The organism is Renibacterium salmoninarum ATCC 33209, assembly GCF_000018885.1.
Lineage (GTDB): Bacteria > Actinomycetota > Actinomycetes > Actinomycetales > Micrococcaceae > Renibacterium > Renibacterium salmoninarum.
Window position 1 is genome coordinate 1,751,975 of the sequence record NC_010168.1, and the last position, 23,692, is coordinate 1,775,666.

Annotated in this window: 20 protein-coding genes; 5 read left to right on the plus strand and 15 right to left on the minus strand. The window is 55.7% G+C overall.

The window, feature by feature from the left end:
• Positions 1 to 4 precede the first annotated feature (4 nt).
• Both RSAL33209_RS08800 and RSAL33209_RS08805 read left to right on the plus strand, forming a co-directional pair.
• Entirely contained in the window at positions 5 to 1,483 is a 1,479-nt protein-coding gene (locus RSAL33209_RS08800) for a DUF349 domain-containing protein (protein ID WP_012245396.1), read from the plus strand.
• Positions 1,484 to 1,593: 110 nt separating this feature from the next.
• A complete protein-coding gene (locus RSAL33209_RS08805; RefSeq protein ID WP_012245397.1) occupies positions 1,594 to 2,277 on the plus strand; it encodes a hypothetical protein in 684 nt (227 codons plus the stop codon).
• A gap of 16 nt (positions 2,278 to 2,293) precedes the next feature.
• Here the strand turns inward: RSAL33209_RS08805 and RSAL33209_RS08810 are convergent, their stop codons facing one another.
• The 9 genes from RSAL33209_RS08810 to pdxT form a co-directional block, all read right to left on the minus strand.
• Complete coding sequence (locus RSAL33209_RS08810) at positions 2,294 to 4,669, minus strand: RelA/SpoT family protein (RefSeq protein WP_012245398.1); 2,376 nt, start codon at positions 4,667 to 4,669, stop codon at positions 2,294 to 2,296.
• Positions 4,670 to 4,899: 230 nt separating this feature from the next.
• Positions 4,900 to 5,922: a protein translocase subunit SecF gene (gene secF / locus RSAL33209_RS08815; protein WP_012245399.1), complete on the minus strand. Its 1,023-nt coding sequence runs from the start codon at positions 5,920 to 5,922 to the stop codon at positions 4,900 to 4,902.
• Positions 5,922 to 7,691, minus strand: coding sequence for a protein translocase subunit SecD (secD, locus tag RSAL33209_RS08820; protein ID WP_049758941.1), 1,770 nt, complete (start codon positions 7,689 to 7,691; stop codon positions 5,922 to 5,924). The genes secF and secD overlap by 1 nt, the downstream gene beginning before the upstream one ends.
• 102 nt (positions 7,692 to 7,793) lie before the next feature.
• Positions 7,794 to 8,255 carry a preprotein translocase subunit YajC gene (gene yajC / locus RSAL33209_RS08825; protein ID WP_012245401.1) on the minus strand — a complete coding sequence of 154 codons (462 nt, stop codon included), beginning with the start codon at positions 8,253 to 8,255 and terminating at the stop codon, positions 7,794 to 7,796.
• A gap of 195 nt (positions 8,256 to 8,450) precedes the next feature.
• Complete coding sequence (gene ruvB / locus RSAL33209_RS08830) at positions 8,451 to 9,413, minus strand: Holliday junction branch migration DNA helicase RuvB (protein ID WP_411740997.1); 963 nt, start codon at positions 9,411 to 9,413, stop codon at positions 8,451 to 8,453.
• A gap of 55 nt (positions 9,414 to 9,468) precedes the next feature.
• Complete coding sequence (gene ruvA / locus RSAL33209_RS08835) at positions 9,469 to 10,113, minus strand: Holliday junction branch migration protein RuvA (protein WP_012245403.1); 645 nt, start codon at positions 10,111 to 10,113, stop codon at positions 9,469 to 9,471.
• A 113-nt stretch (positions 10,114 to 10,226) separates the two neighbouring features.
• Positions 10,227 to 10,808 (minus strand): crossover junction endodeoxyribonuclease RuvC, encoded by a 582-nt coding sequence (gene ruvC, locus RSAL33209_RS08840; protein ID WP_012245404.1) that lies wholly within the window; start codon positions 10,806 to 10,808, stop codon positions 10,227 to 10,229.
• An 11-nt stretch (positions 10,809 to 10,819) separates the two neighbouring features.
• Positions 10,820 to 11,575, minus strand: a complete 756-nt coding sequence (locus RSAL33209_RS08845) for a YebC/PmpR family DNA-binding transcriptional regulator (RefSeq protein ID WP_012245405.1) — start codon at positions 11,573 to 11,575, stop codon at positions 10,820 to 10,822.
• A 22-nt stretch (positions 11,576 to 11,597) separates the two neighbouring features.
• Positions 11,598 to 12,281 carry a pyridoxal 5'-phosphate synthase glutaminase subunit PdxT gene (gene pdxT / locus RSAL33209_RS08850; protein ID WP_012245406.1) on the minus strand — a complete coding sequence of 228 codons (684 nt, stop codon included), beginning with the start codon at positions 12,279 to 12,281 and terminating at the stop codon, positions 11,598 to 11,600.
• Positions 12,282 to 12,443: 162 nt separating this feature from the next.
• Here pdxT and asnB point away from each other — a divergent pair, with 162 nt between their 5' ends.
• Positions 12,444 to 15,110, plus strand: a complete 2,667-nt coding sequence (gene asnB / locus RSAL33209_RS08855; protein ID WP_012245407.1) for an asparagine synthase (glutamine-hydrolyzing) — start codon at positions 12,444 to 12,446, stop codon at positions 15,108 to 15,110.
• A gap of 119 nt (positions 15,111 to 15,229) precedes the next feature.
• Here the strand turns inward: asnB and RSAL33209_RS08860 are convergent, their stop codons facing one another.
• Positions 15,230 to 15,352 carry a YegP family protein gene (locus RSAL33209_RS08860; RefSeq protein ID WP_233494162.1) on the minus strand — a complete coding sequence of 41 codons (123 nt, stop codon included), beginning with the start codon at positions 15,350 to 15,352 and terminating at the stop codon, positions 15,230 to 15,232.
• Positions 15,353 to 15,510: 158 nt separating this feature from the next.
• Here RSAL33209_RS08860 and RSAL33209_RS08865 point away from each other — a divergent pair, with 158 nt between their 5' ends.
• Both RSAL33209_RS08865 and RSAL33209_RS08870 read left to right on the plus strand, forming a co-directional pair.
• Complete coding sequence (locus tag RSAL33209_RS08865; RefSeq protein ID WP_012245409.1) at positions 15,511 to 17,544, plus strand: M3 family metallopeptidase; 2,034 nt, start codon at positions 15,511 to 15,513, stop codon at positions 17,542 to 17,544.
• 11 nt (positions 17,545 to 17,555) lie between these two features.
• Positions 17,556 to 18,236: a GNAT family N-acetyltransferase gene (locus RSAL33209_RS08870; protein ID WP_145962063.1), complete on the plus strand. Its 681-nt coding sequence runs from the start codon at positions 17,556 to 17,558 to the stop codon at positions 18,234 to 18,236.
• Between the two features lie 104 nt (positions 18,237 to 18,340).
• On the opposite strand, the gene RSAL33209_RS08875 is transcribed toward RSAL33209_RS08870, so the two are convergent.
• The 5 genes from RSAL33209_RS08875 to thrS form a co-directional block, all read right to left on the minus strand.
• Positions 18,341 to 18,898 carry a dihydrofolate reductase family protein gene (locus RSAL33209_RS08875; RefSeq protein ID WP_012245411.1) on the minus strand — a complete coding sequence of 186 codons (558 nt, stop codon included), beginning with the start codon at positions 18,896 to 18,898 and terminating at the stop codon, positions 18,341 to 18,343.
• A gap of 418 nt (positions 18,899 to 19,316) precedes the next feature.
• Positions 19,317 to 20,216 carry a pyridoxal 5'-phosphate synthase lyase subunit PdxS gene (pdxS, locus tag RSAL33209_RS08880; protein ID WP_012245412.1) on the minus strand — a complete coding sequence of 300 codons (900 nt, stop codon included), beginning with the start codon at positions 20,214 to 20,216 and terminating at the stop codon, positions 19,317 to 19,319.
• 155 nt (positions 20,217 to 20,371) lie between these two features.
• On the minus strand, positions 20,372 to 20,989 hold the full coding sequence (gene pgsA, locus RSAL33209_RS08885) for a phosphatidylinositol phosphate synthase (RefSeq protein WP_012245413.1): 618 nt from the start codon (positions 20,987 to 20,989) through the stop codon (positions 20,372 to 20,374).
• Between the two features lie 33 nt (positions 20,990 to 21,022).
• A complete protein-coding gene (locus RSAL33209_RS08890) occupies positions 21,023 to 21,541 on the minus strand; it encodes an HIT family protein (protein WP_233494163.1) in 519 nt (172 codons plus the stop codon).
• A 78-nt stretch (positions 21,542 to 21,619) separates the two neighbouring features.
• The gene (thrS, locus tag RSAL33209_RS08895) at positions 21,620 to 23,671 is read right to left on the minus strand and encodes a threonine--tRNA ligase (RefSeq protein WP_041685488.1); all 2,052 of its coding nucleotides are present in this window, start codon (positions 23,669 to 23,671) and stop codon (positions 21,620 to 21,622) included.
• Positions 23,672 to 23,692: the final 21 nt, after the last annotated feature.

A 23,692-nucleotide genomic window follows, 5' to 3' on the forward strand; every position in this document is an offset into this window, starting at 1 on the left:
TCTGATGGAAAGAGTTCTAGCGGTGACCGAACGTCAAGAATCCGACGAAACAGCAAACCTCAATGAGACCAGCGAGGAAGTAGTAGAAAAGCCGGTAACGGCTACACCTACGCCCTCTCCGGCTCCGACACCAGCTGCCTTCGCCTCACGTCCCAAACCAGCACTGCCGGTAACCAACCCCGCAGCGCTGTCCCAGCCAACGCCGGTAGCGCCCCTGGTGCCCAGCACTCCGTTGAGTGAAGCTGTGAAATACGGCCAGGCAGAAGAAGACGGGCACGTCTTCTTGATCATTGGCGAGGAAGAAATTCCCGTTGGCCAATACCCTGGCGCGAGCAAAGACGAAGCGCTGTCCTACTTTGTGCGCAAGTTTGACGATATCCTGGCGCAGATCACGCTGCTGGAGCAGCGCGTTGAGGCCAAGGCCCCCAGCGCAGACATGAACAAGACCATTGGTCATGTGCGCGAACAGCTGGCCGAACGCAATGCGGTAGGCGATGTACTCACTGCACAGAGTCGCTTGGATGCGTTGGAGAAGGCGATCAAAGCCTTGCAGCAGTCCGAACGCGCCGAGCACGACGCCGCTCGAGCCGTCGAGCTTGCTGCACGCGAAGCGATAGTTGCAGAGGCTGAAGAGATCTCAGCCCAGGATCCAGCCACGATGCAGTGGAAGACTGGCAGCACGCGCATGAACGAGCTCTTTGAGAGCTGGAAAACCGCACAAAAAGACGGAATGCGTCTGGGTCGAGCCACGGAAGAAGCGCTCTGGAAGCGATTCCGTTCAGCTCGTACCGTCTTTGATCGGCACCGTCGCGCCTTCTTCTCGCAGTTGGACAGCACCAATGCGGCAGCTAAAGCAAGCAAAGAGAAGTTGATCGCGCAAGCTGAGGCGCTCGCGACCTCCACCGACTGGGGCATCACCGCTGGCGAATACCGGCACCTGATGGACGAGTGGAAAGCTGCCCCCCGCGCAAGCAAAAAGGAAGATGACGCTCTCTGGACGCGATTCCGTGCGGCACAAGACGCCTTCTTCTCTGCTCGACAAAAGGCCAATGAGGCAATCGATGAAGAGTACGGCGCTAATTTGGTGGTCAAGGAACAACTGATGATCGAAGCTAAGGCATTGCTTCCCATCTCTGATTTGGCTGCAGCCAAGAAGACTTTGCAGACAATTCGCGATCGCTGGGAAGACGCTGGCAAGGTGCCGCGGGCAGATATGCAACGCACCGAAGCGGCACTGCGTAGCGTCGAAGAGGCAATCCGTAAAGCAGAAGACGATCATTGGAAGCGCTCTGACCCTGAGGCCAAGGCTCGTACCAATAGCGCGCTGAGCCAGCTTGAAGCCTCCATTGCTGGCTTGCAACAAGATCTTGATGCTGCTCACACCAAGGGCGATGCTAAGGAGATCAAGTCCACGGAAGAGGCATTGGCTGCTCGCCAGGCTTGGCTCGATCAGATCAAGAAATCTGCTGATGACTTGAACTAGCACCAGCTGAGGCAGAAAGTCTCGAAATCCGAAGAAGGCCCGCTCGTCCGGTTATCCACATTCTGGCGGCGGGCCTTTTCGTTGCCCAAAACGCGCGGCAAGATGGAAGCATGACGCCGCCTGCTCTCTCCCCCTGGCCCCGGCGAGCACCTGAGGCGGTCGGTAGCCGAAATCAGGTTTCTTCGGTAGCTGGTCCAGCGGATCTGCTCGCGCCAGGCCAAATGTTTAGCAACGTTGAACTGCGCGCAATGGAAATCGACGGCGTCTTAGATCGAGTTTTCGGATCTGGCTACCTCCCGAAGGGCGCGAGGCAGCACGCCGAACACCGGGCAATTGCCATGTCATTAGAGATTCCAGCTAACTTGGTGCATAGGGTCATCCTGGGCCGTTTCAGCGCGGCCTGGGTCTATGGCTGCGGCGAACGTCCGTCACGAGTAACCGCACTGATCGATCACAAACGTCGCGCGGGTGCTCTACCGCCGTTTAGCTCCTTACAAGTACACGAAGTGACCTTGGGAAGATTTGATGTTGCGCAACTGGCCGGAATCCGAATTACCACGGTGTTACGGACCGCAGTTGACTTGGCTTTTCAACAGGCCTATACGGCACCAGGCTGGCCAGATCCAGTCGCCATTCTCTGGTTGATGACGCAGAAAGCTGAACTAGGCTGCCCACTCTCCCTGGTGCATCAAGCAATTGAAACGCTGCCGCGCGTACCGCATAAGCAACGTGCCTTGGCCCGTGTTAATAACCTGATTCAAAATGGCCACCCGGTCCAAAACCTAGCCAGTTGACCAACGTGCAGCTGGCTTAGCGTCGCTGGCTGCCGGTACTTCGGTAGACGTCAAAGACGCCGTCAATGCGCCGCACAGCGCTAAAAATGTGGTTGAGATACTTAGGATCTCCCATTTCGAACGCAAATTTGGAGATCGCCAATCGATCGCTTGAAGTATGTACCGATGCCGCGAGGATGTTCACGTGATTCTCAGAAAGTACTCTGGTCACATCTGAAAGCAGACTCTTGCGGTCTAAAGCTTCAACTTGAATCTCCACCAAGAAGACACTGGATTGAGTCGGCGCCCATTCCACTTCAACCATGCGATCCGGCTGGTCACGGAGTTGCTCAACATTCTGGCAATCAGCGCGGTGCACAGAAACCCCAGAACCTCGGGTGACAAATCCGACGATTGAGTCAGGCGGCACCGGTGTGCAACATCGGGCCAGCTTAACCAAAACATCGCCCAGGCCATGGACCATGACCCCAGAGTTCGAAAACCGAGGTCGTGCTTGATGTGCGGCTGGTAGCGCTGGTGCACCGATCTCGTCTTCAGTCGAGTCGTGCCCGCCCAACGAATCGACCAGTTTCTCCACTACGCTGGCTGCCGAAACGTGGCTGTCCCCCACGGCAGCATATAGTGCCGAGATATCTGGATAGCGAAGGTCCTCAGCAACGCCGAGTAATGCCTCGTGAGTCATCATGCGTTGCAGCGGAAGATTTTGCTTCCGCATAGCACGAGTTAGCAGGTCTTTACCTTTATCGATGGCTTCTTCGCGACGCTCTTTGCTAAACCATTGCCGAATTTTGTTGCGTGCCCGGGCGCTCTTGACGAAATTTTGCCAATCTTGGCTTGGCCCGGCGCCTTCAGCCTTCGAGGTAAATACTTCGACCCAATCACCGTGGTTGAGCTCACTGTTCAACGGAACGAGCTTGCCGTTGACTCTGGCCCCGATGGTGCGGTGCCCTACTTCGGTGTGTACCGCATAGGCGAAGTCCACCGGCGTAGAACCCGCAGGCAAAGCCATCACATCGCCCTTGGGGGTAAAAACAAAGACTTCTCGGGCGTTTATTTCAAAGCGAAGCGAATCGAGAAATTCGCTGGGGTCCTTAGTCTCTTGCTGCCAATCGACTAAGGTGCGTAACCAACCTAAATCACTGTCTTTATTGACCACTGGGCTGGCCCCGACAGCCGATTTTCCAGCTTGATTCTTATATTTCCAGTGCGCCGCAACACCGTACTCTGCACGTTGATGCATCTCGTGGGTACGAATCTGAATCTCGACCGGTTTGCCACCAGGTCCAATGACTGTGGTGTGCAATGACTGGTACATATTGAACTTCGGCATCGCAATATAGTCTTTAAATCGGCCCGGCAGCGGCGACCAACGTGCATGCATTGAACCTAGCGCCGCATAGCAATCTCGAACCGTATCAACTAAGACCCTAACGCCAATGAGGTCATTGATATCGTCAAAATCTTTGTCTCGCACGATCATCTTTTGGTAGATCGAGTAATAGTGCTTCGGACGGCCAGTAATTGCCGCCTTGATCTTCGCTGCGCGCAGATCATCGTTAATTTGCGAACGAACTACTGCGAGGCTCTTTTCGCGCTCCGGGGTGCGGTCTTCAACCATCCGCACGATCTCTTCATAGACCTTGGGATAAAGCGCGGCGAAGGAGAGATCTTCCAACTCCCATTTGATGGTATTCATACCAAGTCGGTGTGCCAAGGGAGCGAAAATCTCAAGCGTCTCGCGCGCCTTACGTGCTGAAGACTCAGGAGATACATAACGCCAGGTCCGCGCATTGTGAAGGCGGTCTGCCAGCTTGATAACCAGAACCCGAATGTCCTTGGCCATCGCCACAACCATTTTACGGACGGTTTCGGACTGCGCGGCGTCACCGAAGGTGACCTTGTCGAGCTTAGTGACGCCATCCACCAGCATGGCAACCTCTGGGCCGAAGTCCTTGGTCAGCGCTTCTAGTGTGTATGAGGTGTCCTCTACTGTGTCATGAAGCAACGCAGCAGCCAGCGTGGTTCCAGCCATGCCCAGTTCGGCCAAAATCGTGGCTACTGCCACCGGGTGGGTTATATAAGGATCGCCACTTTTGCGCTTCTGCCCTTCATGGCTGCGTTCCGCAGTGGCATAAGCGCGCTGAATCAGCTCAAAATCTTCGCGTGGGTTATTTGCTCTAACGGCGCGAAGAAGCGGTTCCAGGATCGGCGAATGGCTATTCTGGCCGCGTCCGGTAAGTCGTGCAAGCCGAGAACGAGTCCGCTCCCGCCGGCCGGGAAGTACCTGGCCTTGAACGGTGCTCTGATCTGGGCCCGCCACCTCGGCGCTTGGCCCCGCTGCTACTTGTCCGTTGCCGGAGGCGTGATCGGTCGAAGTCAGATGATCTTCCATTGACGCCTCCTCCCCGGCAGAAACTATATATGCGGTCCTACGATGAAAACCGATTGGCGCAACAGTCCAACATTGCGTCCGTCTAGTCTATGCCTGCCGCTGTCAGTGCAAAAACCGGCAGGAAGGCAAAAACTGAGTAGGGCTCGGGTCCGGCAGCTGCCGGACCCGAGCCCTACTCAGTTAGAGACAATAAATCAGTGCGAAATTCAGCAAGAATGCTCTGAAATCCGCTAGACGCTCGCGGTTGCGGCGCTTTCCTTGGTTGTTTCAGCGGCGATCCGAGCCTTGACTCGTTCAGCCTGCTTAGCCAACGCAGGTTCGTTTTGGCGAAGCATTGCGTACAACGGCGAAGCGATAAAGACCGTGGTCAATCCGCCCATGATGATGCCGATGAACAGTGACAGCGACAAATCACGAAGCGTTCCGGCGCCAAGCAAGAATGACCCGATGAAGAGAATCGAGGCAACCGGAAGAAGCGCAACCATCGAGGTGTTGATTGACCGGACCAACGTCTGGTTCACCGCAAGGTTCACTTCCGAGCTAAAGGTTCGACGCGTTGACGTACCAATATCCGATGTGTTTTCTCGAATCTTGTCGAAGACCACCACGATGTCATAGAGCGAATAGCTCAGAATCGTTAAGAAGCCGATGATCGCGGACGGCGTTACTTCGACGTTGGTAATCGAGTAAATTCCGGCCGTCGTCACCTGGACGAAGAGCATGCCGAATACAGCCGCCAGCGACATCTTCCATGTTCTGAAGTACAGCGCCATCAAGATGGTGGCTAAAACAACAAAGACGATCAAACCGATCAAAGCTTGTTTCGTCACGTCCGCGCCCCAAGTTGGGCCGACGAAACTTGAGGCAACGTCACTACTAGTCACGCCATAAGCCTTGACCAGTGAATCTTTGACCTTGATGGTCTCGTCATCGGAAAGTTTGTCCGTTTGGACTTGAATCCCATTTCCGGAGAGCACCGAGACCCGGGGTGACTGACCAGGAACCACGTCGGTAACAGCTTTGGTGCCGGTATCGACAGACAAATTTGTCACTTTCAAAACGGTGAATTCGCTACCACCGCGGAAGTCGATGCCCAGGTTGAAGCCACCCCGAAGGATCGGCGACAAAATCGAGATCAAGACCATTACCGCGGCAATGGTGAACCAGATCTTGCGCTTACCAACAATGTCGTACGAGCGTTTTCCGGTGTAAAGCTCGTTGCCGAAAGTTGAGAAATTCGTGAACTTGGCCATTAGTCCTGGTCCTTTGCTGCCTTCACGGAAACTTTGGCATCTGCCGCGGTTCCTTCCGTGGCTTGGTCCTGAGAAGCTTCAGTCGAGCCAGCCCGTTCGGCAAGCTTGCGCTCAGCGATTGTTTGACGTCGCTCAGCTTCGCCAACTGAGCCAATGTTCTTCTTTGCTACCGAAGGACGATCTTCCGGGCTACGGAAACGTCCAGCGCCGCGATATAGCGGCACCGCTCCCAGTCGATCTGGCGAAAGGCCAGAGAACCGGTGTCCTTCACTAAAGAACTTCCGTGTCGCCAAAAGCTGCAGCGTCGGGTGGGTGAACATAAAGACCACGATCAAGTCAGCAATTGCCGTTAGCCCGAGGGTGAACGCAAAGCCACGGACGTTACCAACCGCAACAAAGTAGAGCACGACTGCGGCCAACAAGTTGACGGCCTTCGAGGCCAACACGGTCCGTTTAGCGCGCTTCCAGCCATTTTCAACCGCCGCGACCAGACCTCTGCCTTCGCGAAGCTCATCACGTATTCGCTCGAAGTACACGATGAAGGAGTCCGCCGTTTGACCGATTGCCACAATCAGACCAGCCACACCCGCGAGCGACAGACGATAGTTTTGCGACCAGCCCAACACCGCGATCGCAAGGTAGGTCAAAACACCAGCAACCACCAGTGACGCGACTGTCACGAAGCCCAAAGCTCGGTATTGGAACAGCGAGTAGACAACAACCAGAGCCAGCCCGATGAGACCAGCAAGCAGACCCATTTCGAGCTGCTGGGTGCCGAGGGTGGCCGAAATCTGCTCTTCGCTTTGAATGTCAAAGCTAATCGGTAGTGCACCGAACTTAAGCTTGTCCGAAAGCGATTTTGCGCTAGTTTCCGTGAAGTTACCGGTGATCTGCGACTTTCCATCGGTGATGACCGCTTGTGAGCTGGGCGCCGATACGATCTTGCCGTCCAAAACAATCGCGAACTGCGCCTTGGGATCCTGTTGGTTAGCCAAGTAGAAGCCGTTCAAACGAGTAGTAACCTCTTTGAACTTGGTAGCGCCATCTTGGTTGAATGCTAGGTTGACGGCCCACTTGTTCGTTGTGGTGCCTTGTGCGCCCTGCTGCAATCCGTAGCTGGCATCAGTAATTTCTTTTCCGGCAACTTCTACCGGGCCCAGAATGTATTTGTAGCCAGTTCCAGGATCACAGGCCACCGAAGGCTTTGCTGGATCCTGCTGCGGATCCGGTTCGGTGATCGGCGTGACGCAGGAATAGCTTTCGAATTCCTTGTACAGCGCGGCATCAACCCAGTTCTGATCGCTACCGTTGGTCGGCGCGGCCGTCGGCTTAGGCAGCTGGTCCTCTGGAGTCAGCTTGTCCGGCGCCGTCGGCGTTCCTGGCGCAGCGGCAATAACTGAACGGAAGTTCATATTCGCCGAAGCTTTGATCAGATCCCGAGTTTCCGGTTTGACCTCACCCGGAAGCGCAACCACAACGTTTGAACCGCTAGTACTGATCTGCGCTTCGGAGACGCCGGTGTTGTCTACGCGCTGGCGAATAATCGAAATCGCCTGGTTGAGCTGATCGTCATTGATCGAAGCCCCACCGTCAACCTTGGGGGCCAGAATCATCTGGGTTCCACCTTCAAGGTCCAAAGCTAATTTGGGTGCCCAGCTGGCACCCCACCACAACGAACCGCCGGTAAGCAGCAACGCCATGACTACAGTCAATGCACCTAGCCACAAGATGACCTTGCGGGCTTCAGATGCGGGGCCTTTTCGTGCCATATGAGTTTCTCGGTTCCTTCTCTTGCTTGCTTCGGGCTCAGCCGAAGCTGACATAGTTGCTCCGCCCAGGCTTAGGCATGGGCGGCTGCACTAGTGAGGATATTACTGCTCCTTGCTGTTTTCTTTATTCAGCCGAGCGAGTGTCTCTTCCGCGGTTTCAGGCGAAGGGATGCTTTCGCTCTCCTTGACCTGCTCCTTCACCGGGCCGGTGATCGAAGAAGCATCGTCGGGTACGACGGGTGATTCTTCGTCAACGGCGGTGATGATCTTTGTCACTGCCTGGCGGTGCACGGTAGCAGTGTTCCCTTGTGAAAGCTCCAGAGTTACTTTGTTATCAGCCTCATCGACTGACAACACGGTGCCGAAGAGGCCGAAGCTGGTCATGACCTGAACACCCGGAGCCATCTTCGCTTGCTGTTCGCGCTGCGTCTTTTGCTGAGCACGGCTACGGCGGAACATGAAGAAGATAACCACGGCGAAAAGAGCCAGCAGAATCAACATTGACCAGTTGAAACCGCCGTCCGCGGCAGGCTGATTGTCGGCGGCCAGAATGCTTGAAAACACAGCGAGGATCCATTCTTAGAGCGATCAAGGGCACTTTCGGCACCGTAAATTGTGCCGAGCGTCATACCAGTCTAAGCCAGATTTGCTCGGAATTGGGTTGAATCCGGCTAATCAGCGATCAGTGAACCATTCATCAGTGGACTCAGGCAGGCTTCCGCCCAACTCAGCGGAATCAAACAGCGCCTCTTCAGCGAGCTACACCATCTCCGGTGGCCTGGGCACGCCAAGATGATCCCAAGCGGCAGGCATTGCAATTCGGCCACGCGGCGTTCGGCCAAGTAGACCTTCACGGACTAAGAACGGCTCGGCGACCGTCTCGACCGTTTCCATTTCTTCGCCCACGGCAATCGCCAGCGTTGAAAGGCCCACCGGACCACCATTGAATTTGCCAATAAGGGCCTGCAAAACTGCCCGGTCCAACCGGTCCAGGCCACGCGCGTCAACTTCATACATCTCTAATGCTGCCGAGGCCGTCCGTGCATCTATCTGCTGAACACCGTTGACCAAGGCCCAGTCGCGAACTCGACGGAGCAGCCGATTGGCTATCCGAGGTGTGCCGCGCGAACGGCCAGCGATTTCAGAAAAACCGGCGCTAGAAAGCTTCAAGTCCAAGAGTCCGGCCGAGCGCCTCAGTACTAGCTCGAGCTCAGGAACCGAGTAAAACTCCAAATGTCCGGTAAAGCCGAACCTATCGCGAAGCGGGCCAGGCAGTAAGCCGGCTCTAGTCGTGGCGCCTACCAAGGTGAACGGTGGAATCTCCAACGGAATTGCGGTTGCGCCAGCGCCTTTGCCAACGACAATGTCCACTCGGAAGTCTTCCATGGCCATATACAGCATCTCTTCAGCCGGCCTGGACATCCGATGGATCTCGTCTAAGAACAGCACTTCACCTTCGGTCAGCGAAGAAAGAATTGCGGCCAGATCCCCCGCGTGCTGGATGGCTGGTCCAGAACTTATCCGCAAGGGCGCGTTCATCTCTGCCGCAATAATCATCGCCAACGTTGTCTTACCTAGGCCAGGAGGGCCAGAAAGCAACACGTGATCAGCGCTACGACCGCGTATCCGAGATGCTTCCAGCACCAAGGACAGCTGGCCCCGCACACGCTTCTGCCCAACAAAGTCATCGAGATTTTTGGGCCGGAGCGCGGCTTCAATCATTCGCTCCTCTGGCTCGCCGTCGGAGGACACCAAAGCCCGTGAATCATCAGAGGTGTCAGCCACGTGCGGTCACCTGTCGACCAGCGCTTGTCCGGGCACCATCTTGGCCCAACCATCGCAAGGTGGTCCGCAAGATCTCCGCCACGTTGCCATCGGAAATCAACTCCGGCGAATCCGCCGTGGCCTTTTCAACGCTTGCCAACGCGTCCTTTTCGCTCCAACCTAAGCTGGTCATCGCTGCGACCACTTGAGGCTTCCACTGAGCAGACGGAGACGCCGGCGCACCGTTGACCGTGCCATGCGGTACTAATTTTCCGGCCAGCTCAAGCACTATTCGACCAGCTACCTTCGGCCCAATTCCAGGAACTTTAGTGAAGGTCTTGCCATCACCGGTGGAGGTTGCAACTCGAATAGTTTCTGGCTCAAGCACCGCCAGCACGGCTAACCCTAAACGCGGTCCAATGCCGCTGACGGTTAGCAGAATCTCAAACACCTCGCGCTCATCCGGATCAGCAAAACCGTAGAGCGTCATCGAGTCTTCGCGGACAATCATCGCCGTCGTCAAGGTGCTCTCTTGACCCAAGCGCAAGGTGCCGAGTGTTTTCGGCGTTGCCTGTACCAACATGCCGACGCCGCCAACGTCAATCACAGCGGCAGAAAGGCCGATGTGTGCCACCGGGCCGCGGAGAAAACTGATCATGCGCCTACCTCAATGCGATACGACTTTCGCCGTCAAACTATCCGAACATATCTACGAATAGCGTATCCGGTGAGTCTGACGATTCAAGAACGCCACGCAGAGCTACTCGCACACTAGCGCCGCTGCTTGGACGATTTCTCCACGTTTTTGCGTGCTTTAGCCTCGGCTTCTAACCAAAGCTTTCGGGCCGGCGTCAGCTCGCCCGCCGCGGCCGTTGAACCTGGACCACTGCGCCAAGCATGTGTGATTGCCAGCGCCAACGCATCAGCGGCATCAGCGGGCGTCGGCGCAACCTTGAGTTTGAGGATCCTCGTCACCATGGCAGTAACGGCAATCTTGTCCGCCCGGCCATTTCCCGTGACCGCAGCCTTCACCTCGCTGGGCGTGTGTAATGCCACGGCAATCCCCCGCTTAGCCGCGGCGGCAATCACAATCCCCGAGGCTTGGGCAACGCCCATCACGGTGGACAGGTTGGTCTGCGAGAAGACGCGTTCCACAGCCAGTACATCGGGTGAATGCGTATCAAGCCATTGATCGATCGACTCCGAGATCACCAATAGTCTTTGGGAAAGCGGCAGTTCAGAACTGCTACCGATCACGCCGACGGCGACCAGGCTAGCGCTGCGATTCGCCGCGACATCGACGACGCCGAAGCCGCATCGGGTCAGGCCTGGGTCAACTCCAAAGACACGCACAAAGGAACTGCTCAGTCTTCGTCGAGCTGCGCCATAACTTCGGCGCTCACGTCGGCATTCGAGTAGACGTTCTGCACATCGTCAAGATCTTCCAACGCATCGTAAAGCCGCATGAATTTCTTCGCGTTCTCGACGTCTAGTTCCACCTGCATCGACGGAACAAACCCCGCGTCGTCCGTATCGTATTCGATGCCGGCTTCCGTCAACGCAGACCGAATAGCAGGCAAATCTTGCGGCTCGGAAATTACTTCGAAGTTTTCACCTTCGGACTTGACCTCTTCGGCGCCGGCATCCAGCACGGCCATCAAAAGGTCGTCTTCGCTGAGCTCGTTTTGCGGTAGCGAGACAATGCCTTTCCGGGCAAAGAGGTAGGAGACCGAACCAGGGTCTGCCATATTCCCGCCGTTACGGCTAACTGCCAAACGAACTTCTGAAGCTGCGCGATTTTTGTTATCGGTCAAACACTCGATCAAGATTGCAGTACCTTGCGGGCCATAGCCTTCGTACATGATCGTTTGATAATCGATGGCTTCGCCGAGCTGACCGGAGCCACGCTTAATAGCGCGATCGATATTGTCATTGGGCACCGAGGTCTTTTTAGCCTTGGTCACCGCGAGTTCAAGCGCCGGGTTACCGGCCATATCCGGTCCGCCCACCCGAGCGGCAACTTCGATGTTTTTGATCAGCTTGGCAAACGATTTTGCTCGTCGACCGTCGATGACGGCCTTTTTATGCTTTGTCGTTGCCCATTTGGAGTGACCGGACATGCTTGATCTCTTCTTTCCTTGCCTATTTCCGTGATTCAGCTTGGTTAGCGTCTTGACTAAGTCGCGACGCCATCATGCTGACTAACAATTCGTGCACTCGAAGCTCCGAGGTTTCGCTTTCTTGAACTAACACTTCCGGATGAAACGAAGTAGCAAGCAAATTCCCAGAGCGGACTGCGACCGCACGGTCGATTCCTTCGATTCTAACCACGGCGAGCACTTCCACCTCGGAACCGGCCTGTTCGATCCATGGCGCGCGGATGAAAACCGCGTGTACCGGTCGTTCAGAATCCGATAACGAGTCGAACTTCAACTCAGTTTCAAACGAGTCGCGTTGCCGACCAAAAGCATTTCGGCGCACCGTGACGTCTAGGCCGCCCAGCGTGCGTTGTGGCGCCCCGTCCCGGTCAAGTGCTGGATCCGCGATTCGGTCGGCCAACAAAATCATGCCTGAACACGAGCCGTAAACCGGTTTGCCAGAGGCAATGAACGCTTTTAACGGCTCTGAAAGCTCAAAAGCGCGAATCAACCGATCAATCGCCGTTGACTCGCCGCCAGGCAGCACTAAGCCATCTAGATCGGCTAGTTCGCTTGCGCGCCGAATAGGCACAGCCTCAGCCCCGCAAGCTTCTAAGGCCGCTAGGTGCTCGCGGACATCACCTTGTAACGCAAGCACTCCTGCACGCAGCGTACGGCCGATTGTCATTGCGGAGTCCTTGAAATCACCACGTCATCATACCCGTGCTGATACCGAAGAGCATCCTGGCAGAGTGTCAGAACTGACACGGCCTCTCGGCACGTCAGGCGAGTACGACGGCGTCGAGCCAGTACGATTGAATCTGGACTTTCTCTGAGGTGAGGTAAACGCATGTGCGGTATTGCCGGGTATTACGGCTATGGCGAAGACGAGGCGATGCTCAAAGCGATGAGCGCGACTATTGCTCATCGCGGGCCTGATGGTGAGGGTTTTTACACCCAGGATTCGGTGGGCTTTGCGCACCGCCGACTCGCGATCATCGATGTAGCCCACGGCCAAGAGCCGATGATCAGCCAGGACGGCAAAACGGTGCTGGTCTACAACGGCGCGGTCTATAACTACCTAGATCTGCGTGCCGAGCTAGAAGCACTGGGTCGCACTTTTGTGACTAATTCAGATACTGAAGTTATCTTGCAGGCTTACGAAGAGTGGGGCGAAGAGTCTTTCGACCGGTTCAATGGCATGTTCGGCTTTGCCATCCATGATCAGGCGAAGCAGAAACTCATCTTGGCTCGCGATCACTTCGGTATCAAGCCGCTTTATTTTGCTAATACTGGCACTCCAGATGCCCCCGCACTGGTCTTTGGATCAGAAATCAAACCGCTGCTCGCTACCGGCAAGGTCGCCAAAAAGGTCGACGAGCGAATTCTTTACCGGTACTTGCAATTCCGAATTCACGATGAAGAACCAGCTACCTTCTTCGATGGCATTCTGAAACTGATGCCTGGCGAAAAGCTGGTTCTGGATACCAGCACCGGCGAGCACGCCATCAGCATGTTTACGCGGCTGCCTGAAGAGCTCAAAGAGCTCGCCAAAATCGACACTCCTTACTCGAAAGCCGTCATCGATGAGTACCGTGAGCGGTTCACCGAAAGCGTGCGACTGCGTTTGCGGTCTGAAGTCCCGGTGGGCACAGCACTATCCGGCGGACTGGACTCTTCCGCCGTCGTCGTGACGATCAATAAACTCATGCAGGAAAAAGCTGCCGCTACGGATTCGCTCGGCAGCACCCAGCAGACTTTCTCGGCGGTTTTCCCCAACTCGATCAACGACGAAGAAAAATATGCTGATGCGGTAATTGCGCGTTGCGAGGGAAACGTCACTAGTCACAAGATCAAGCCGAAATCTGCCGAGTTCGCTGAGGATCTAGAAGACTTCGTGCGGACGCAGGAAGAGCCGATCATTTCCTCTGGCCCTTATGCGCAGTACCAGGTGATGCGCAAGGCATCCCAACACGTTACGGTGCTTCTGGACGGCCAGGGTGCTGATGAAATGATGGCCGGTTACATTCCTTACTACTTTGCTTACCTTCGTCAGCTGAAGAAAAAGGGCCAGTACGCCAAACTAGCTAAAGAAATGCTCTCCAGCTCAGACATTTTGTTCCGGCTGGGTCGTTTCCGCCTGCAAGACGCAGTTACTGTGCGGAAACAGATCACTATTGGTCCGTTGCTGGCTAAATCCTTCACGGCGCAACATAAGAGTGAGCGTTTTAGCAATATTCCAGACAATATGAAGCTGCGTCTGATCGACGATCTTTTCCACAAATCGCTGCCCTCGGTGCTGCGCTATGAGGATAAGAACACGATGCGCTTCTCGATCGAGGGTCGCGTGCCGTTCCTGGACAAGGAAGTCGTCAAATTTCTCTTCAGCTTGAGTGATGAATCGATCATCAAGGGCGGCTGGAACAAACGGATTTTGCGCGATGCGACCCGTGGCTTGCTGCCGGAAATGATTAGCAACCGCCGGAACAAGATTGGCTTCACCACCCCTGAAGCCGAGTGGTTTGTGAACATGAAGGAAAAGCTCTACGAGATTTTCCTCTCTTCCTCCTTCGAGGCCCGTCCTTATTGGAATAGCGATGCCGTGCTCTATGCCTTTGAGGAATACCTCAGCGGCAAGTCCTCCGGCTCAACCATGGTGTTCTGGCGCCTACTCAACACCGAGCTCTGGTTGCGCGAATTCTTTGATGAGCCTGAGGTCAAAGTCGGCATCGAGGGCAAGAGCGACTACATTCCTAATGCGGATAAGCAGCTCGAGATCACGGTGCCAGCCGACGGTAAGACGTATCGTCGGTACCCCTTGCGGACCGAAATTTTCTACAAGGAGACCGACCTGGACCCGGCGACTCTGAGCTACGTGCAACGCTTTGTTGATGGCTTGCCAGCGGCCGGTGCCGAGCATAACGCAGCCACTGCTGATGCGCCGTGGTACCTCTTTGTCAGTGAAAAAATCGTCGCGATGACGCAAGGCCGATCAATTCCGGTCTGGGACATCAAAGTCAGCGCCGCAGCGCGGACCTTGAGCAAGTTTGTGGTGCGCAACCCCGGTGGTATTGGGTTAGCTAGCCCGTGGTCAATGCAATTGGCCATCGAAGAGGTTGGGCTCCCCCGAATTCTTTGGGCATCTTTCCGATCGGTGATCGGTAAGTTCCAGGGCAAGAAGGGCGTCTTTTACGACGTCGTCGGGCACAATATTAACGCCATTGATGGGGCCGCTGGTTACCAGGTGGGCACCTCGACGCACTCCGTAAAGTACGCTCCGATCGATCCCGACGGCGTGGCACGCAGGTTGAGCGGCAAAATCCGAGATCTGCTGCCTGCCGAGTTCGCGAAGAACTTTGCCGGAACCGCAATCATGGACGCAAACGATCTGGGTGTGGTGGCCTTGGGCCACGACACAGCGTTGTCGAAGGATGTTTTGGAAGGAATCTTCAAAGATAATCCGCAAGGTCAAAGCACCGAAACGACGCCCATGTCGATAGTTTTTCTGCAGAAGTAACAAAATAAGGCCGTGAACCACTACCTCGTGGTTCACGGCCTTATTTCTTGCTCGCTATTCGTCTTTCGGAACTTCGACGACCTGCGAATCGGCATTGCGACGGACTGAGTCGATACCGTTCAACGCGCTTTAATCTTTGTTTTATATCCCTGTGAAGTTGCAATGACCTCGCCATTGCCAGCCTTCAATCGGAAACGGAAACCGCCGGACTTATCTTCATAGAGCTCAAACTTGTCTGCCATGCCTGAACCTCTCGTTGTGCGGAGACCTTTCGGCAACCGCGAAATGGAATCCAACAGTCCCAGTGTAGGTGCGCATTCTTAAAATGAAAGGATATTTTTCCTCGCATTTCACTTAGATGCAGATTGCCCAAGGCAGCTGTGCGTGAAAGAGTCGACTCATGCCTATTTCTTCTGCGGATTCGCTGACGAATCCCCTGCTCCAATCCAGCACGTTGGCTTACGGCCTGCCCGATTTTGGCGTAATAGCGCCGGAGCACTTTTTGCCGGCGTTTACTGCTGGCTTTGAAGAACACCTTCTTGAGGTTGCCGCAATTCGAGACAATCCAGAACCAGCAGATTTTCAAAACACTGCCGTAGCAATGGAACGCTCGGGTACCTTACTGGGCCGCGTTGCGCGAGTCTTCTTTAATTTATCCTCCGCTGAAGCGAACGATCAGATCAAAAATATTGAAAAGACGATTGCACCGAAACTCAGCGAACACTCGGATGCAATCCAATTGGATTCAGCGCTTTATCAACGATTTGCCGCGATTGACGTTAGTGCGCTTTCGGGCGAAGATCTCCGGCTGGTCCAGGACTATCTCGACGACTTTCGACGGCGCGGCGCAGCACTAGCGGAATCGGCCAAAACCCGACTCCGCGAGCTGAATACCGAGCTTGCTAAGTTGAGCACGCAGTTTGGCCAGGACAGTGTGGCCAACCTGAACAGCGCAGCGGTTCTGGTTTCAGAACGAGCAGCACTTGATGGTTTGTCCGACGTCGAAATTGCAGCTGCTGCCGAAGCCGCCGAACAGGCCGGGCACCCGGGCGAGTTTCTTTTGACTTTGATCCTGCCAAGTGGCCAACCAGCTTTGGCTTCGCTGAACAATCGACAGCTTCGACAGAAGCTGCACACGGCTTCGGTTGGCCGCGGCTCGGATAGCAAGGGAATTGATACCCTTCAGACTGCGAAAAAGATGGCTATGTTACGCGCGGAGCGAGCCAAGGTAGTTGGCTTTGCCAACCACGCCGAGTACGAGACGTCTAATCAAACCGCGCCAACGCTTGCCGCTATTGCGGAAATGCTCGCAAAACTGGCGCCAGCTGCGGTCCGCAATGCTGAAACCGAGGCGACGGCTCTCGCAGAACAAGCTGGCCACGCGATCGAGGCCTGGGACTGGACGTATTACTCGGAAAAGGTTCGCACCGCCCGCTACGACATTGATATGTCTGGCCTCAAGCCGTATTTCGAACTTGATCGGGTGCTCCATGACGGCGTATTTTTCGCCGCGAACCGCTTGTACGGACTAGCCTTTGAGCTCCGCGAGGATCTCAAAGGCTACCACCCCGATGTTCGAGTCTGGGAAGTAAAAAATCGAGATGGCAGCGGCCTTGGCCTGTTCCTTGGTGACTATTTCACCAGAGACACCAAGAACGGTGGTGCCTGGATGAATCCGCTCGTCGAACAGTCTGAACTCTTCAACGAGCAGTCAGTGGTGGTAAACAATCTCAACATCTCCAAGCCGCCTGCGGGCGAACCCGTACTACTTAGCTTTGATGAAGTGGTTACCTGCTTCCACGAATTCGGTCACGCGCTACACGGGTTGTTTTCTCAGGTGAAGTACCCGCGATTCTCCGGCACAAGCGTGCCACGGGATTTCGTTGAATATCCCTCCCAAGTCAATGAGATGTGGATCCTCTGGCCCGAGGTCGTGGCCAATTACGCCCGGCATCATGTCAGCAATGAGGCACTACCCACCGAGGTTATCGACAAACTGCGTGCAGCCAGTCTGTGGGGCGAAGGTTTCGCGACTACTGAGTACTTAGGCTCCGCGCTTCTTGATCAAGCTTGGCATAATATTGCCGAGGGTACCGATCCCGGCGATCCGTTGGAATTTGAGCGCGCGGCCTTGCAGGCAGCTGGCGTCAACTTGCCTCAGCTGCCGCCAAGATACCGAACAGGCTATTTCAGCCACATCTTCGCCGGCGGCTATTCCGCTGGGTACTACGCCTACATTTGGTCCGAAGTTTTGGATGCTGACACGGTCGAGTGGTTCAAGGAAAATGGTGGTTTGACGGCGGAAAATGGCGATCATTTCCGGCGCGAGCTGCTTTCAAGTGGCAACAAAATCGACCCGCTACAAGCCTTCCGGAACTTCCGAGGCCAGGATGCAAACATTCAGCCGCTACTCACTCGGCGTGGGCTGAACTAAAAGTGACCGGGGTGCGAGTCCGCATCCGCGACTGCGAGCTGGTGCAAGCCGAATGGCTGCGTCAGTCCGCAGTCGCGGCGGGTGGAAAAATCTTTAGTACCCACAACATCAATTGGGCTTGGAACCCCAATGAACAAAGTCTCTACGGCTTGTTCCCGGCATCGGCTGAGGGCAGCGGACTGCGGCCAGCGCTTACCGAAGCCGTCCGTTTAGGCGTAAAAACGGTCGGTATCTGGGCGAATGCTGCAGTGCGCCTACCGCAAGCTTTGCAGCTTGGTTTTGAGGCCGGTTGGCAACCTTGGTGGATGGCGGCCTCAGTAGCCGAGATCCCGCTGGACGAAAGTCCCCTGACGACCCATCATGGTCTAGACCTTGCAAAGGGAGCGTGGCAAGCCCAAATAGATTTCGACGGCGAGTGGGCTGCCAGCGGGACACTGTTTGCTCCCCAGCTCGGTTTTAGCTCAGACGTGGTTCGCACCGGGCTTGGTGGCATCTTCGACATGTACGTCGCCCAGGAACACCAACGGCAAGGTCTTGGAACGCGAGTTTTGCGGGCATTGGCTGCCCGGGCAAAGCAGGAGGGCTTGGATGCCTTGGTCTTAAACTCAACGCCAGCTGGCGAGCGGTTATATCGATCAAACGGCTTCGAGCTAATTGGTCGCGGCCAGACGTACTGGCTACATTTGGGTTAACCGAACGTTGCAGCAGTCCAGACCGCAACCGAACAGGCGATCGACTTGCTGTGGTTCTACTTTGGCAATTCTAGATACCTCTCGCTCACAGAGGACGACGGACCTCAATCAGCCCGTCGATAATGCAGCGCGACCGCGCCGTTGCTGAGAGGTATTGCCGAGATCAGCTTGAGGCGTCGGGTACTGGGCAGGCCACTCTGGTAAAAGGTGGGGCCGTGGCCAGCAATCATAGGTTGGAGGAGCAACTTATACTCGTCGATCAGACCCAGTCGGTCCAGCTCGGTCGCAAGTTTGCCGCTGCCGACGAGGATTCCATGGGGAATCTGATCCTTGAGTTCCTGCACAGACGTGCGCAGATCTCCGGCGATATGGCGGCTGTTGGTCCATCGAAAGTCGTTGCGCGTCGACGATACAACGTACTTCGGCTTAGCTTCCAGTTTGAGGGCCAACTCACGCATCGCTGCCGGCGCATCGACGTCGCCGCAGGCTACCGCCGGCCAGTAGCTCTCCATCAGCTCATAGGTGATGCGCCCCCAGAGCATTGCGCCGCTCTCGTCCATCAGAAGAGTGAAGTGAGCGTGCGTCTCATCATCGGCGATGCCTTCCTGGTGGTCAACGCAGCCATCTAGGGTGACGTTGATGCCAAAGGTTAAAACTCCCATACGACGATTCCTCCTCTGCCGTCGGCTTTCGCCACGAAAACAATGGATTCTGCTGTATACATCAACAGTAAAGTCGTCATCAGTCAGACGTCAACGAGGTCATGAGGTGGAGACTGGGCTGGAGCTATGGCGTGCTGGCAAGGCCACACGCTGCGGTGCACTGTCAGATCCGGGCTGTTGGGGGCCAGGCGCTCTAAGCCCTCTGGACCCCGACCGGTGCGAACGTCTGTTGAGACTAAGCCAGCATGCAGCAGGAGTTTTGACCATCGCACTGACGAAGCCCCCAAGGCTTTAGCTTTGGGGGCTTCGGTACAAACAGCTTTCGAAGGAGGGCTGCCTATTCGATGTCCTGGAGGCCTTCCGATCATGCAGCCAGCCGGGGGGCGCAACGGAGCCAGAAAACCCTCGGCTATCTGGTTTACCAGCCGCGCTCGGCCAAACGGTGTGGTTCTGGAATTTCTTCGACATTGATGCCGACCATGGCTTCACCCAAGCCACGCGAAACCTGAGCAATCACGTCAGGGTCATCGTGGAAGGTCGTCGCTTTGACGATCGCAGCAGCCCGCTGGGCCGGGTTTCCGGACTTGAAGATGCCCGAGCCAACAAATACGCCGTCGGCGCCAAGCTGCATCATCATCGCAGCGTCAGACGGCGTAGCGATTCCGCCCGCGGTGAAAAGCACAACCGGTAGCGAGCCGCGCTCAGCTACTTCTTTCACCAAGTCATAAGGCGCTTGCAGTTCTTTGGCGGCAACATAAAGCTCGTCTTCAGCCATCGAGCTTAGGCGGCTGATCTGAGCACGAATCTGTCGCATGTGCGTTGTCGCATTGGAGACGTCGCCAGTACCAGCTTCACCCTTGGAGCGGATCATCGCCGCGCCTTCATTGATCCGGCGCAAAGCCTCACCAAGATTGGTCGCACCACAGACGAACGGCACCGTGAACTGCCACTTATCAATGTGGTTGGTGTAATCCGCGGGGGTCAAAACCTCTGACTCGTCAATGTAGTCAACGCCAAGCGACTGCAGCACCCGAGCCTCAACAAAATGGCCAATTCGAGCCTTTGCCATGACCGGGATTGACACCGAGGCGATGATCGAATCGATCATGTCCGGATCGCTCATTCGCGACACGCCACCTTGGGCGCGAATATCCGCAGGGACTCGTTCCAAAGCCATTACCGCAACTGCACCGGCGTCTTCGGCGATTCTCGCCTGCTCAGCGGTGACCACATCCATGATCACACCGCCCTTGAGCATTTCCGCCATACCGCGCTTGACCCGATTGCTGCCGGTAACCGACGTCGTCAACTCGCTCACGCTTTTCCTCTTTTTCGCTCAGATGAATTGGCCTGCCCGATCTGCAGGGCGTGCCTAGCGTCGATACTAGTCGGATCAAGGGAGCAAGAGGGCCAATTTTTGAGGAACTGCACGCTTTAAGGGCCACACGATTTTCCGTGGCCTGATTGGCAGTATTAGCTCGCTGTCCAAGCTTTTGCTTGCTCACGGACCGTCAATACACGTTGGAAAATGGTCACCACGCTGGCAATTGCGAGCACAATGAGCACCACCAGCAGCACCCAGGACGGTATGCCAAGGCCAACCAGTCCGGTCGCTACCAGCACAACCACAAGCCGCTCTGAGCGCTCAGCAATCCCGACATTGGCCGTCAGCCCTAGGCCCTCAGCTCGCGCCTTGCTGTAGGAGACTAATGAACTTAGCACCAAGCAGATCAGGGCCAGAATCGCGATCGTTGGATTGGCGCCGCCGAGAAAAAACCAGATTACGATGCCGGTAAAGACGCTGCTATCCCCCACCCGGTCCAGATACGAATCGAGAAAGGCGCCCCAAGGACCGGGTCTATCCAGTTGGCGAGCCATCAGCCCGTCAATAATGTCTGAAAAAACGAACACGGTGATGACCACGGTGCCCCAGAACAACTGGCCCATCGGATAGAAGATCAAGGCACCAGCCATCACACCAAGCGTGCCCACAACGGTGACGGCGTCAGGAGAAACTCCCCACCTAACCAACAGCCGGGCAATCGGCATGAAGATTGCGGCAAACAGACCTCGCGCGTATTTATTTAGCATCCGGAGTCAGGCCCCCGGCCAAGCAGCAGCAACTTACTCACGGACTTCGCTGAGTGTTTGGGTGATCGCCTTAGTCTGCGCGATGATCGGAAGAAAATTCCCATCCCCGTCCCAACGCGGCACCACATGTTGGTGCAGGTGTGCGGCCACACCAGCTCCACCGGTGACACCTTGGTTCATGCCCAGATTGAACCCAGACGGTTTTGCAACCTCACGAAGTACGCGCATGGCGGTCTGCGACAAGTCCGCGAACTCGGCCGTTTCCGGGACAGAGAGGTCCGTGTAATCGGGAACATGCTTATAGGGACAAACCAGTAAATGACCAGGGTTATACGGAAAAAGGTTCAGCACGACAAAGCAGGATTCGCCGCGGTGCACAATCAGTGAGTCTTCGTCCGACCGAGTGGGCGCAAGGCAAAAAGGACAATCATGCTCATCTTTGCTGAACTGATCTTGACCCCCTTTGATGTACGCCAACCGGTGCGGAGTCCATAACCTTTGGAAGGCATCCGGAACTCCGGCCAGCTCGAAATCATCTGTCCGCTCAACCATCCGCATACCTTCCACTTAGGGAAAATCTTCCCGGCTTGCCTTGGCTTCGCACCGTGTCTTCGGTTCCTGCTCCGAAGGCTATTCGGTGCTGATGCTCTCCTGGACGATCAGTTCGCTATCTTTGACCCGATCCTGAACCGCCCGGACAATTCGCTGCACAGCCTCGGCTACTGGTACGCCATTGTCTTGGCTCCCGTCGCGGAATCGGAATGAGACCGCGCCAGCCTCCACATCGTCACCGCCAGCAATCAGCACAAACGGAATCTTCTCTTTACTAGCGGTCCTGATTTTCTTCGGGAATCGATCGCTTGAGATATCAAGCTCCGCCAGCACGCCGGCCGAACGTAACTGCCCGACGACGTCGGCCATGTAGTCGTTGAAGGTCTCGGCCACCGGAATGCCGACCACCTGCACCGGCGCCAACCAAGCGGGGAAGGCACCTGCGTAGTGTTCGGTCAGCACAGCCATAAACCGCTCCACCGAACCGAAAAGTGCGCGGTGAATCATTACCGGGCGTTGCCGAGAACCATCTGCAGCTTGATACTCCAGTTCAAAGCGTTCAGGCAAATTGAAATCAAGCTGGATCGTGGACATCTGCCAGGTGCGGCCAATGGCATCGCGAGCTTGAACTGAAATCTTCGGACCGTAGAACGCTGCACCACCCGGATCTGGCACCAAGTCCAAACCTGATTCAGCGGCGACCTCGGCCAGAGTTCGAGTGGCTTCCTCCCAAACATCATCAGAGCCAACGTACTTTTCTGGATCTTTAGTGGACAGCTCCAAGTAGAAGTCTTCCAAGCCGTAATCCTTGAGCAAGCCCAGCACGAAGTTCAACGTGGAAGTGAGCTCGTCTTTCATTTGATCGCGCGTGCAATAGATGTGCGCATCGTCCTGGGTCATGCCCCGGACGCGGGTAAGGCCGTGGATAACACCCGATTTCTCGTACCGGTAAACGGAACCAAATTCGAACAACCGCAGCGGCAACTCGCGGTAAGAGCGGCCCCGCGAGCGGAAAATCAGGTTGTGCATTGGGCAGTTCATCGGTTTCAGGTAGTAATCCTGGCCAGGCTTACGAACTGTGCCGTCTTCGTTGAGCTCTTCGTCAACGTGCATCGGCGGGAACATGCCATCTCGGTACCAGTCCAGATGACCGGAGACCTCGTACAGGTTGGCCTTCGTAATGTGCGGGGTGTAAACAAACTCATAGCCAGCGGCAATATGCCGGGCGCGAGAGTAATCTTCCATCTCTTTGCGGATGATTCCGCCTTTAGGGTGGAAGACCGGCAATCCTGAACCGAGCTCATCAGGGAAAGAGAACAGATCTAGTTCGGTGCCCAGCTTGCGGTGATCACGGCGTTCCGCTTCCGCGATGCGTTCCTGGTACGCCTTGAGCGCGTCTTTGGTGGGCCAGGCGGTGCCGTAGATGCGTTGCAGCTGCTTATTGGCTTGATCTCCACGCCAGTAGGCCGCCGAGCTTCGAGTCAGCGCATAGGCATTGGAAATCAATTTGGTATTCGGCAGGTGTGGTCCGCGACAAAGATCTTGCCACACCACGTTTTCGTCCCGATCCAGGTTTGCATAGATGGTCAGCTCACCAGCGCCAACTTCTTGCGAAGCGCCCTCCGCAGCTTCCGCGCTGCCACCCTTGAGACCAATGAGCTCGAGCTTATACGGCTCATCCTTCATCGCTTCGATGGCTTCAGTTTCCGAAACCACGCGTCGTTGGAAGCGCTGGTTGGCGTTGACAATCTTAAGCATCATCTTTTCGAGTTGCTTGAGATCTTCTGGGGTAAACGGCTCGTCAACATCAAAATCAAAGTAGAAACCATCGGTGATGTAAGGCCCAATGCCCAGCTTGGCATCCTGACTCAATTGCTGAACAGCTTGAGCCATCACATGCGCTGCCGAGTGCCGCAGCACGTCAAGGCCATCTGCTGAATCGATGGTCACTGCATCAACCTGCGCGTTGGCGGGCAGCGGCTGGTCAAGATCTTTTAACTCACCATTAACGCGGACGACGACGACCTCACGGCGTTCGCGATAAACTTCCGCGCCAGTAGTCCCCTCCGTCAGATCTGTGGGGTTTCCATCAAGAGTAATGCTGATGGTCGAAGCTGACGGATCGGACAAAGCTGCCTCCTGGGCTGATTC